The 10,931-nt window shown below is 72.6% G+C and carries 12 protein-coding genes and 2 pseudogenes; 7 read left to right on the plus strand and 7 right to left on the minus strand.

Going from position 1 to position 10,931, the window contains the following annotated elements; translation table 11 throughout:
* A pseudogene (locus tag KS423_RS26520) lies at positions 1–514 on the plus strand (hypothetical protein); the annotation flags it as partial.
* Between the two features lie 68 nt (positions 515–582).
* Here KS423_RS26520 and erpA read toward each other — a convergent pair.
* Positions 583–936 carry an iron-sulfur cluster insertion protein ErpA gene (erpA, locus tag KS423_RS26525; protein WP_153460426.1) on the minus strand — a complete coding sequence of 118 codons (354 nt, stop codon included), beginning with the start codon at positions 934–936 and terminating at the stop codon, positions 583–585.
* A 281-nt stretch (positions 937–1,217) separates the two neighbouring features.
* On the opposite strand from erpA, the gene KS423_RS26530 reads away from it, so the two are divergent.
* The gene (locus KS423_RS26530) at positions 1,218–2,078 is read left to right on the plus strand and encodes a GNAT family N-acetyltransferase (RefSeq protein ID WP_224282288.1); all 861 of its coding nucleotides are present in this window, start codon (positions 1,218–1,220) and stop codon (positions 2,076–2,078) included.
* 66 nt (positions 2,079–2,144) lie between these two features.
* Here the strand turns inward: KS423_RS26530 and KS423_RS26535 are convergent, their stop codons facing one another.
* The 3 genes from KS423_RS26535 to KS423_RS26545 form a co-directional block, all read right to left on the minus strand.
* Positions 2,145–3,527, minus strand: coding sequence for an aspartate aminotransferase family protein (locus tag KS423_RS26535; protein ID WP_224282289.1), 1,383 nt, complete (start codon positions 3,525–3,527; stop codon positions 2,145–2,147).
* Positions 3,528–3,713: 186 nt separating this feature from the next.
* Positions 3,714–4,178 carry an Lrp/AsnC family transcriptional regulator gene (locus tag KS423_RS26540; RefSeq protein WP_224282290.1) on the minus strand — a complete coding sequence of 155 codons (465 nt, stop codon included), beginning with the start codon at positions 4,176–4,178 and terminating at the stop codon, positions 3,714–3,716.
* Positions 4,179–4,316: 138 nt separating this feature from the next.
* Complete coding sequence (locus KS423_RS26545; protein ID WP_224282291.1) at positions 4,317–5,240, minus strand: NADP-dependent oxidoreductase; 924 nt, start codon at positions 5,238–5,240, stop codon at positions 4,317–4,319.
* Positions 5,241–5,459: 219 nt separating this feature from the next.
* On the opposite strand from KS423_RS26545, the gene nadA reads away from it, so the two are divergent.
* Entirely contained in the window at positions 5,460–6,644 is a 1,185-nt protein-coding gene (gene nadA / locus KS423_RS26550) for a quinolinate synthase NadA (protein ID WP_224282292.1), read from the plus strand.
* A gap of 95 nt (positions 6,645–6,739) precedes the next feature.
* On the opposite strand, the gene KS423_RS26555 is transcribed toward nadA, so the two are convergent.
* Entirely contained in the window at positions 6,740–7,033 is a 294-nt protein-coding gene (locus tag KS423_RS26555) for a hypothetical protein (protein WP_224282293.1), read from the minus strand.
* 37 nt (positions 7,034–7,070) lie between these two features.
* A complete protein-coding gene (locus KS423_RS26560; protein WP_224282294.1) occupies positions 7,071–7,877 on the minus strand; it encodes a PspA/IM30 family protein in 807 nt (268 codons plus the stop codon).
* 301 nt (positions 7,878–8,178) lie between these two features.
* Here KS423_RS26560 and KS423_RS26565 point away from each other — a divergent pair, with 301 nt between their 5' ends.
* Positions 8,179–8,778, plus strand: a complete 600-nt coding sequence (locus tag KS423_RS26565; protein WP_224282295.1) for a DUF3043 domain-containing protein — start codon at positions 8,179–8,181, stop codon at positions 8,776–8,778.
* A gap of 158 nt (positions 8,779–8,936) precedes the next feature.
* The gene (locus tag KS423_RS26570) at positions 8,937–9,677 is read left to right on the plus strand and encodes a class I SAM-dependent methyltransferase (protein ID WP_224282298.1); all 741 of its coding nucleotides are present in this window, start codon (positions 8,937–8,939) and stop codon (positions 9,675–9,677) included.
* A gap of 30 nt (positions 9,678–9,707) precedes the next feature.
* Here the strand turns inward: KS423_RS26570 and KS423_RS26575 are convergent, their stop codons facing one another.
* Positions 9,708–9,908: a hypothetical protein gene (locus KS423_RS26575; RefSeq protein ID WP_224282296.1), complete on the minus strand. Its 201-nt coding sequence runs from the start codon at positions 9,906–9,908 to the stop codon at positions 9,708–9,710.
* Between the two features lie 123 nt (positions 9,909–10,031).
* Here KS423_RS26575 and cobU point away from each other — a divergent pair.
* A pseudogene (gene cobU / locus KS423_RS26580) lies at positions 10,032–10,604 on the plus strand (bifunctional adenosylcobinamide kinase/adenosylcobinamide-phosphate guanylyltransferase); the annotation flags it as partial.
* Between the two features lie 28 nt (positions 10,605–10,632).
* Positions 10,633–10,931, plus strand: a 299-nt coding sequence (locus KS423_RS26585; protein WP_224282297.1) for a nicotinate-nucleotide--dimethylbenzimidazole phosphoribosyltransferase, incomplete at its 3' end; no start/stop codon positions are given.

The raw sequence follows: 10,931 nt of genomic DNA on the forward strand, positions 1-10,931 counted from the left end.
GGCGGACGCGAGCCCGTCCTCGGCTGCGCCGACGGGGAGTTCCTCCGGTGCCGCGCAGCCGGCCCGGACGCCGCCGACCGGTTTCACGCCCACCCCGGCCTCGCCGGCACCCGGGCAGCCGGCCCCGGCCACTCCGCCGGGCAACGGGATCGCGGTGGGCGAGCCGGACCCGAACGGTTCGGGCTCGCCCGTCCGGCCCCCGGTCGCCTACCGGGTGGACGGCACCACCAAGCTGACCGTCTACTTCTTCGGCGGGGTCTGCACCAAGTACGCGCTGAAGGCGGACGAGTCGCAGCCGGGCCGGGTGGACGTGCTGGTCGTGCCGGGCCCGCCCACGGTCCAGCCGGGGCAGGTGTGCAACGCGCTGGCCAAGCGGCAGTCGGTGGCGGCCGACCTGCGCTCGCCGCTGGCCGGGCGGACCGTGGTCGACAGGACGAGCGGCCAGGAGCTGCCGTTGGAGGGCGACCCGCACATCGGGCCGGACCCGGTCACCCCGGACATCGCCGGGCAGTAGGCGCCCTGCCTGCGGAGAACGAGAAGGCGGCCCCGGGGTGATCCCCGGGGCCGCCTTCCGCAGCGGGCTTAGCTGAACGAGTCGCCGCAGGCGCAGGAGCCGGTGGCGTTCGGGTTGTCGATGGTGAAGCCCTGCTTCTCGATGGTGTCGACGAAGTCGACGGTGGCGCCGCCCAGGTACGGGGCGCTCATCCGGTCGGTGACGACCTTGACACCGTTGAAGTCCTTGATCACGTCGCCGTCGAGCGAGCGCTCGTCGAAGAACAGCTGGTAACGCAGGCCGGAGCAGCCACCGGGCTGGACGGCGACGCGCAGCGCGAGGTCGTCGCGGCCTTCCTGCTCCAGCAGGGCCTTGACCTTGGCCGCGGCGGCATCGGTGAGGAGGATGCCACTCTCGACGGTGGTCTCGTCCTGGACGGTCATCTGCTTTCTCCCGGTCTTGACGACGGTCTGCCGCCAGTGCCAACCAACGGCCGTCCGGTTTCATTTCCCGGGCGGCGATGGATTTCTACGGCCTGTTCGCGGCTGGATATCCGTGGGCCGGGTGTGCCACCCGCGTCCCCTACGCTCCCCATGCTCGCACACACTCGGAGGACAGGTCACCGCCCGAGGGCCTGATCCGACCGGATCCGCCGGACGGGCCCTGCGCACGGATCCGGGTGAACCGGCCCCGCGGCGGCCCGCCGGACGCCAGGATGGTCCTCGTGATCATTCGCCCGGTCAGGGACACCGCTGCGGACGCGGAGGTCGTCCGGGAGCTCGCCGACGCCGCGTTCGCCGACGCCTCCCCGGCCGGTGCGGCTCGGGAGCCGACGCCCATGCGGCTGGCCCGGACCAGACACCTGGCGCGCACCGACCCCGGGGGCTGCTGGCTGGCGGAGAGCGCCGGCGAGCCGGTCGGGGCGGTGCTGTCGATCCGCCGGGAGGGCCTGTGGGCGCCCTCCCTGTACGCCGTCCGGCCGTCCGCACAGGGCCAGGGCGTCGGACGGCTGCTGCTGGAACGGGCGGCGGCGCACTCGCGGGGCTGCCTGCGCGGGATGGTCTGCTCCGCGGACTCCCCGGCGGCGGCCCGCCGCTACCGGCTGGCCGGGTTCACCCTGCACCCGACGATGCGGCTGACCGGGCGGGTGGAGCGGGACGGCCTGCTCGATCCCGGGGACATCCCGGTGCACCGCGGCAACGCCGGCCACCTGCACCTGCTGGACTCGGTGGACCGGCGGCTGCGCGGGTCCGCGCACGGGCCGGACCACGAGCTGATGCTGGGCCATTTCGAGGAGCTGCTGATCGCCGACGCGCTGGCCGGCAGCGGCTACTGCTACCGGGACGGCGGCGTGGTGCGGCTGCTCGCGGCCACCAGCAAGCGGATCGCCGCCCGGCTGCTGCGCGAGGCGCTGGCCCGGGTGCCGGACGGGGTTGAGGCGCGGGTGGAGCACCTGACCGCGGAGCAGGAGTGGGCGCTGGACGTCGGGCTGGAGGTCGGGCTGACGCCGCGGGCCGGCGGTTTCGTCGGGGTGCGCGGGATGCGTCCGCCGATGCCGTACCTACCGAGCGGGGCGTTCCTGTAGGCATGCGTACGGCCCCCGCCGGATGCCGGTGGGGGCCGTACGTCAGGACGTCAGGACGTCGGAGGCTCAGACCATGGTGTCCAGGATCTCCTTGACCATCTCCATGGTGGTGCCCGGGTGCAGGAAGGCGAAGCGGGCGACCGTCTCGCCGTCCCAGCCGGTGGGGGTGACGAAGCCGATCTGGTCCGCGAGCAGCTGCTGCGACCAGCGGTAGTAGTCGTCGTTGGTCCAGCCCTTGCGCTTGAAGCAGACCGCCGAGAGCTGCGGGTCGAACAGCAGCTCCAGGTGCTCGGACTCCCGGATCAGCCGGGCGGTCTCCCGGGCCAGGGTGAGGCCGGCCTCGATGGCGTCGGTGTAGGCCTGGACGCCGTGCACGGCCAGCGAGAACCAGAGCGGCAGGCCGCGGGCGCGCCGGGTCAGGTGGTAGGCGTAGTCGGTGGGGTTCCACTCGTCGCCCTCGGTGTGCAGGACGTCGAGGTAGGAGGCGTCCTGGGTGTGCACGGCGCGGGCGAGCTGCGGGTTGCGGTAGATCAGCGCGGCGCAGTCGAAGGGGGCGAACAGCCACTTGTGCGGGTCGACCACGAAGGAGTCGGCGTGCTCGATGCCCTCGTAGCGCTCGCGCACCGAGGGGGCGAACAGGCCCGCACCGCCGTAGGCGCCGTCCACGTGGAACCACAGGTCGCGCTCGCGGGCGACCTCGGCCAGGCCCTTGAGGTCGTCGACGATGCCCTCGTTGGTGGTGCCGGCGGTGCCGACGACGGCGATCACCGTCTCGGGGTTGGGGTCGGCGGCCAGGGCGGCGCGCAGCGCCTCGCCGGTGAACCGCCGGTTGACGGTCGGAACCTTGAAGGCCTCGACGCCGATGATGTTGAAGGTGTTCTTGACCGAGGAGTGCACCTGGTCGGCGACGGCTACCCGCAGCCGCACCTCCGGACCACTGGGTCGACCCTCACTGGCGAGCCGGCGGCGGGCGGTGTCGCGGGCGACCACGAGGGCCGAGAGGTTGCCCGCCGATCCGCCGGAGACGAAGGTGCCGCCGGCCGACTGGGGCAGGCCCGCGCGGTCGGCGATCAGGCGCAGCACCTGGTTCTCGGCGGCGATCGCGCCGGCCGCCTCCAGCCAGGAGATGCCCTGGAGGGAGGCGCAGGAGACGACCATGTCGAACAGCAGCGCGGCCTTGGTCGGGGCGCACGGGATGAAGGACAGGTAGCGCGGGCTGTCGGCGGAGATGACCGCCCGGGACAGCTCGTGGTCGTACAGCTTGAGCACGTCGACCGGGTTGTTGCCGTCCTGGTTCAGCAGGCCGGACAGCTGGGTGCGCAGGTGCTCGCCGTCACCGGGGTGGTCGAGCGGGACGGGGTCGTACTGCAGCCGCTCCCGCATGTAGTCGAAAACCAGGTCGACCAGTTCGTTGTCGGGCCGGTGCATGCGGTCGGGTGCTGCGGACACGGGTGTCCCTCTCGGCGTGGGGTGTCGGGGGGCGTCCGGTCGGCAGGACGCCTCACCGCGACGACCGGACGTGATCAGCGTAGGCAGCGCGGGCGCCTCACCGCGCGTCGGAACGCGGCTGGTCAGGCAGGTTTCGAGCGTCTTCGGGCCGGTCCGCGCAGGATTCCTGCGTACCGCCCGACGGGGTCAGCCGATGAGCTGGGAGAGGACCACCGAGGAGCGGCTGCGCTGCACACCGGGCTCGCGCCGGATGCGCTCGATGACGGCCTCCAGGTGGCGCATGTCGGCGGCCCGCAGGTGGACCAGGGCGTCCGGGTCGCCGGTGACCGTCCAGGCGGCGACCACCTCGGGGAACTGCCGCAGGCTGGCGAGGATCTCCTCGGGGGCGGTGCGCTCGCGGCAGTAGACCTCGACGAAGGCCTCGGTCTGCCAGCCCAGCACGGCCGGGTCGAGCACCACGGTGAAGCCCCGCACCACGCCGCGCGCCCGCAGCCGGTCGATCCGCCGGCGCACGGCGGTGGCGGAGAGGTTCACCTGCAGGCCGATCTCGGCGTACGAGGCGCGGCCGTCGCTGCCGAGCCTGGCGAGCAGGAGCCGGTCGGTCTCGTCCAGGTCGGCCCCGACCACCTCGTGCGCTCGCTGGCTGGTCATGGGTGCGGGGCTCCACGGGTCGTACGGGGGTTCGGCGGGGCGCTCCGGCGGCGGGCTGCCACTGCCGAAGCGGTTCGTCACCATTCTGGCGGATGACCTGGACGAGTTCACCGCCGACGGATGACCGGCGGGAGGCCGTCACGGGACGAGCAGCACGATCTTCCCCCGGGTGCGGCCCTCGGCGCTGAGTGCCTGGGCGGAGGCGGCCTGGGCCAGCGGGAAGGTGGAGGCGACGGTGACGGTCAGCCGGCCGTCGTCGGCGAGCGCGGCCAGCTCGGCGAGGTCGCCGGCGTCCGGACGGACCCAGACGTACCGGCCGCCGAGCGCCTTGACCCCGAAGTCGGCGACCGAGGCGATCCGGCCCGGGTCCGCCACCAGGCCGGCCGAGACCTGGACGGCGCCGAGGCCGACCAGGTCGAGGGCCGCGTCCACCCCGTCGGGGGCGACGCCGCGGACCCGGTCGGCCAGGCCCTCGCCGTACAGCACCGGCTCGGCGCCGAGGCCGCGCAGGAAGTCGTGGTTGCGCTCGGCCGCGGTGCCGATCACCCGGGCGCCGGAGGCCCGGGCCAGCTGCACCGCCAGATGGCCGACCCCGCCCGCGGCAGCGTGCACCAGGACGGTCTCGCCCTCGGCGAGGCGCAGCGCCCTCAGGCCCTGCAGGGCGGTCAGCCCGGCCAGCGGCAGGCCGCCGGACTGCGCCCAGTCCAGCGCGGCCGGCTTGCGGGCCAGGGTGCGGACCGGGGCGGAGACCAGCTCGGCGTAGGTGCCGTGCTCGACGGTGTCCTTGCGGACGTAGCCGTACACCTCGTCGCCCGGGGCGAACTCGGTGACCCCGCCGCCGACCGCACGGACCACGCCGGCCAGGTCCCAGCCCATGACCAGCGGGAAGTGCGCGTCGAGGATGCCGTCCAGGGCGCCGTCCCGGATCTTCCAGTCCACCGGGTTCACCCCGACGGCCCGGGCCTCGACCAGGACGGAGTCGGGCCCGACCTTGGGATCGGGCAGGTCGGTGTACTCGACCACCTCGGGGCCGCCGTAGCGGTTGATCGCGATTGCCTTCATGGGCTCAGCCATACCCGCGGGCTTCGGGATATCGATTCGGCCACGCCGGACTGCCCCCGATCGGCGATCCGGCTCCGCCAGGGTCCATTCCGGCGAGCGGTTCTCGTCACATCGACAGGATGGCCATCGTCACTCTGACGCTAAGCGGTTAGAATAGATAGCGTCAGATAGACGAAAAGGCCCCACCGCTAGCTCGGCCGCACAGAAGGGCACCCGCCCGTGACCACCACCATCACCGAGACCCACGGCGTCGACCCCACTCCGACGCCGCTCGCTCTGCTGCTGCTCGGCCGCGAGGCCGACCCGAACAGCGAGCGCGGCGTCGAATGCCCCGGTGACCTCCCCCCGGCCTCCGACCCGAACCTCGTCGAGCGCGCCCGCGCGGCCAAGGCCGCGCTCGGCGACCGCGTCTTCATCCTCGGCCACCACTACCAGCGCGACGAGGTGATCGAGTTCGCCGACGTCACCGGCGACTCCTTCAAGCTCGCCCGCGACGCGGCGGCCCGCCCCGAGGCCGAGTACATCGTCTTCTGCGGCGTGCACTTCATGGCCGAGTCCGCGGACATCCTCACCAGCGAGCGGCAGCAGGTCGTCCTGCCGGACCTCGCGGCCGGCTGCTCGATGGCCGACATGGCCACCGCCGAGCAGGTCGCCGAGTGCTGGGACGTGCTGGCCGACGCCGGCATAGCCGACGTGACCGTCCCGGTCTCGTACATGAACTCCTCCGCCGACATCAAGGCCTTCACCGGCCGGCACGGCGGCCTCATCTGCACCTCCTCCAACGCCAAGCGCGCGCTGGAGTGGGCGTTCGAGCAGGGACAGAAGGTGCTCTTCCTGCCCGACCAGCACCTCGGCCGCAACACCGCGGTGCGGGACATGGGCTTCTCGCTGGACGACTGCGTGGTCTACAACCCGCACAAGCCGAACGGCGGCCTGACCGCCGAGCAGCTGCGGGACGCGAAGATGATCCTCTGGCGCGGCCACTGCTCGGTGCACGGCCGGTTCAGCCTGGACTCGGTGAACGACGTCCGCGAGCGGGTCCCCGGTGTGACCGTCCTGGTGCACCCCGAGTGCAAGCACGAGGTCGTCGCGGCCGCCGACATGGTGGGCTCGACCGAGTACATCATCAAGGCGCTGGACGCCGCCGAGCCCGGCTCCAAGTGGGCCATCGGCACCGAGCTGAACCTGGTCCGCCGCCTGGCCAAGGCGCACCCGGACAAGGAGATCGTCTTCCTGGACCGCACGGTCTGCTTCTGCTCGACCATGAACCGGATCGACCTGCCGCACCTGGTCTGGGCGCTGGAGTCGCTGGTCGAGGGCCGGGTGCCGAACGTGATCACCGTCGACCCGGAGACCGAGAAGCACGCCAAGGCGGCACTGGACCGGATGCTGGCCCTGCCGTAGCCCGACCCCCGCCCTTACCGGGCGAGTAACAGCGAAGGGCGGGCCCCCTCCCACCGGAGGGGGCCCGCCCTTTCGTCTGGCAGCAGCCGCAAGCGCTACTCGGGGAAGCCCGGGATCACGCCCTCGCCGTCGGCCATCAGCAGCTCGCGGACCTCGGCGATCGTCGCGTCCGCGTTCGGCAGGATCAGCTCCGACGGCTCCAGCGAGTCCAGCGGCACCGGAGCACCCGACTCCTTCACCGCGGCCAGCAGCTTGCCGTAGGTCAGGCGAAAGCGCTCCTCGTCGCCCGACTCCACTGCGGTGACGAGATCAGCGTCGAGCGTGTTCAGCTCGTTCAGGTGGTCCTCGCCCACCTCGTACTGCCCCTCACCCATGACCCTGATGATCATGCCGTGCGTCTCCCTGGTTCGTGGGGTCGAGCTCAGATCACTTGTTGTAGTTGATGCGCGGGGTGTCCTGCTGCGGCTGCGGCTGGACGTCCTGCGGCTTGCCCTGCTCGATCGCGGCGGGGCCGGCGGTGGAGGGACCGGACAGCTCGGCCTTCATCCGGGCCAGCTCAAGCTCGACGTCGGAACCGCCGGCCACGCGCTCCAGCTCGGCCTCGATGTCGTCCTTGCGGCCGAGACCGCTCGCGTCGTCGAGCGCTCCGGAGGCGAGCAGCTCGTCGATGGCCCCGGCGCGGGCCTGCATCTGGGCGGTCTTGTCCTCGGCACGCTGGATCGCCAGGCCGACGTCGCCCATCTCCTCCGAGATGCCGGAGAAGGACTCGGCGATGCGGGTCTGCGCCTGGGCGGCCGTGTACGTCGCCTTGATGGTCTCCTTCTTGGTGCGGAAGGCGTCCACCTTGGCCTGAAGTCGCTGGGAGGCGAGCGTGAGCTTCTCCTCCTCGGCCTGGAGCTGCTGGTACTGCGTCTCCAGGTCGTTGATCTGCGACTGCATGTTGGCCTTGCGGGTCAGCGCCTCGCGGGCAAGGTCCTCGCGGCCGAGCGACAGTGCCTTGCGGCCCTGGTCCTCGTACTTCGCCGACTGCTGCTGGAGCTGGGTCAGCTGGAGTTCGAGCCGCTTGCGCGAGGTCGCGACGTCCGCGACACCACGCCGTACCTTCTGCAGCAGTTCGAGCTGCTTCTGGTAGGAGTAGTCCAGCGTCTCACGCGGATCCTCCGCCCGATCCAAGGCCTTGTTCGCCTTGGAGCGGAAGATCAGCCCCATACGCTTCATGATTCCGTCGCTCATGGGCCTCGGGTGCCCCCTTCTCCGGCCTGCGGTCTCTATCTCGTTACCAGACACGACGAGTGTATGTGCAGCGAGCCCGTCGCCGCAGTGCACCTGCCTGCAACAAGACTGCTACAGCGACCAGTGGCGTTTCCTCCTCCCCCGGGTGGATCCGCCCCTCATCCCCCCCATCGTCCATCCGACTGATCCCCTACGGGAAGGCTCCGGGAAACCCCGTTCGGATGGCGACCTGGTGGTATCGATATGCGTTTGGGTCCGAGGGCACCCGTGGAAGCCGCGTCGCACCCCGTACGCTGGTGGTGTGTTCCGACGCCGTTCAGATGATGCCGCCGCCTCCGCCACCGTGCTGGAGAAGCAGGACGAGACGACCCAGGCCCGCGACCCGCAGGCCAAGAAGGGCCGCCCCACCCCCAAGCGCAGTGAGGCCGAGGCCAACCGGCGCACCCGGGTGACCGTGCCCAAGGACCGCAAGGAGGCCGCCCGCCAGGGGCGTGAGCGCATGCGCGTCGAGCGCGAGAAGCAGCGCCAGGCCCTGCTGAACGGCGACGAGCGCCACCTACCGGCCCGCGACAAGGGCCCGGTGCGCAAGTTCGCCCGCGACTACGTGGACTCCCGTTGGTCGCTCGCCGAGTTCTTCCTGCCGGCCGCCGTGGTCATCCTGGTGCTCAGCATCATCAAGGTGCCGACGCTCCAGCTGCTCTCCACCCTGCTGTTCCTGCTGTTCTTCGTGTTCGTGATCCTGGACTTCGTCCGCCTCGGCCTGGGCCTGCGCAAGCAGCTGGCCGAGCGCTTCGCCGGTCAGAACACCCGCGGCGCCGTCGCGTACGGCATCATGCGCACCCTCCAGATGCGCCGGCTGCGCCTGCCCAAGCCGCAGGTGCGGCGCGGGGAGAAGCCCTGACCGCCGAACCGGTCGACTCCGGCTGGGCCCCGCCCTCCTGGGAGGGGCCCGGCCTGTACGCGCTTCCGGGGCAGGGGGGCGGCGGCCACGACCGGCTGGCCCAGGAGCGCCGGCTGCCCTCGCGCAGCGGGTCCTTCGCGGGCGGCACCGGCGCCTGGCTGGACCGGCTCGGCGGGCTGCGCAACTTCGTCCGCCAGGAGCTCGTCGCCCGCCAGCTCGCCGAACAGCTGTCCGGGCGCAGCGCGCAGCGCGTCCTCGACATCGGCTGCGGCCAGGGCACCCAGGCGCTGCGCCTGGCCCGGGCCGGCCACTACGTCACCGGGATCGACTCGGACCCGGTCGCGCTCGGCGTCGCCCAGGGGGCGCTCGCCGAGGAGCCGCCGGAGGTCCGCGGCCGGATGCAGCTGCTCAGCGGCGACGGCCACCAGTGCGGGCGCTGGTTCGGCCCGCGCAGCTTCGACGTGGTGGTCTGCCACGGCGTGCTGATGTACCTGCCCGACCCGGACCCGATGATCGCCTCGCTGGCCCGGCTGCTGGCGCCCGGCGGGCTGCTCTCGCTGCTGGTCCGCAACCGCGATGCGCTCGCCCTGCGGCATGCCGCCGCCGGAGACTGGCGGGCCGCCCTGCACGCCTTCGAGAGCGACCGGTACTACAACCGGCTCGGACTGGCCGCGCGGGCCGACCGGCTCGCCGACCTCACCGTCACCCTCTCCGAGGTGTCGGTGCCGCTGCGGCACTGGTACGGCGTGCGGGTCTTCACCGACAACGCCCCGGACGACGCGGCCCCGCCGGTGGACGGGCGGCAACTGGCCCAGCTCCTGGAAGCCGAGGACCGGGCCGGCCGCACCGACCCGTACCGGCAGGTCGCCGCGCTCCTGCACGTGATCGGGGCGAAGTAGCCGCTCCGCGGCCGCTCCACCCCGTCGGGTCTACTCCTCGCTCAGGCTCATCGCGTAGACGACCCGGTCGTCCTCCAGCAGCACCGCGGTGTCCACACCGTCGTCCGCGAGCTGCTTCCAGGTCTCCCCGATCCAGGTCTCGGCGTCCCCCTGGCCGGCGAACTCCTCCTGCCCGCCGCCGGGCGTCACCGCGCTGCCGTCCGCCTTCTCGTACCGCCACGTCCAGACCATGCCGGCTCCTCCCACTGACCACGCTGCCTGTGTTGCTGCGCACCATAGCCTGCCCGGCCGGATCTTCCGTATGCCTGGTCCGGCAGGATGGTCGCCATGGCGACCCCATCCCGGCCCACCCGTCCCACGCTGCCCCGCACGCTGCTGCTCGGCGGCGCCCGCTCCGGCAAGTCCACCCGCGCCGAACAGCTGCTCGCCGACCACCCGGACGTCCTGTACGTGGCCACCGGCGGCACCCGGGACGGCGACGCCGAGTGGGCCCAGCGGGTCGCACTGCACCGGGACCGACGGCCGGCGGGCTGGCGCACCGCCGAGACCTGCGACCTGGAGGCCGTGCTGGCCGACCCCGCCGACCCGGCGCCGGTGCTGATCGACTGCCTCGCCCTGTGGCTGACCGCCGTGATGGACGAGTGCGGCGCCTGGGACGACGAGGTCTGGGCGGACGGCGGCGAGGCCGCCGTTCAGCGCCGCTGCGAGGCGCTGGCGCGGGCCTGGGCGGCCACCGGGCGGGCGGTCGTCGCGGTGAGCAACGAGGTCGGCATGGGCGTCGTCCCGGCCACCGCCGCGGGCCGCCGCTTCCGCGACACCCTGGGCCGGCTCAACATGGCCGTGGCGGACGCCTCGGAGCGGGTCCTGCTGGTGGTGGCCGGGCAGGCGCTCACCATCAAGCCGGACGTCAAGCCAGCCTCGGACTGAACACGTGCGGCGTGTAGCCTTCCGGACGATGGACACGACCGTGGATCTCGATACGTTCTCCTCGCTCGTCGAGCGCCCCGACGAGAGCGCCCGGCGGGCCGCCGAGGAGCGCTGGCAGGCGGCCGACCGGCCGCGCGGCGGGCTCGGCAGGCTGGAGGAGCTGGGCAGCTGGCTGGCCTCGGTGCAGGGGCGCTCCCCGGTGCTGCCGATCTCCGCTCCCAAGGTGCTGCTGTTCGCCGCCGACCACGGCGTGGCGGCGCTCGGGGTCTCCCGGATGCCCGCCGAGGGCGGCACCGCGGCCCGGGTGCGGGCCGTGCTCGACGGCAG

The organism is Streptomyces sp. LS1784 (assembly GCF_020103755.1).
Lineage (GTDB): Bacteria > Actinomycetota > Actinomycetes > Streptomycetales > Streptomycetaceae > Kitasatospora.

What these genes read in the sequence shown, in the direction of transcription:
- KS423_RS26555 (WP_224282293.1), bottom strand. Translation starts at nt 7,033, where the DNA reads ATGATCATCAGGGTCATGGGTGAGGGGCAGTACGAGGTGGGCGAGGAC.
- KS423_RS26560 (WP_224282294.1), bottom strand. Translation starts at nt 7,877, where the DNA reads ATGAGCGACGGAATCATGAAGCGTATGGGGCTGATCTTCCGCTCCAAG.
- KS423_RS26545 (WP_224282291.1), bottom strand. Translation starts at nt 5,240, where the DNA reads ATGAAGGCAATCGCGATCAACCGCTACGGCGGCCCCGAGGTGGTCGAG.
- KS423_RS26540 (WP_224282290.1), bottom strand. Translation starts at nt 4,178, where the DNA reads ATGACCAGCCAGCGAGCGCACGAGGTGGTCGGGGCCGACCTGGACGAG.
- erpA (WP_153460426.1), bottom strand. Translation starts at nt 936, where the DNA reads ATGACCGTCCAGGACGAGACCACCGTCGAGAGTGGCATCCTCCTCACC.
- KS423_RS26575 (WP_224282296.1), bottom strand. Translation starts at nt 9,908, where the DNA reads ATGGTCTGGACGTGGCGGTACGAGAAGGCGGACGGCAGCGCGGTGACG.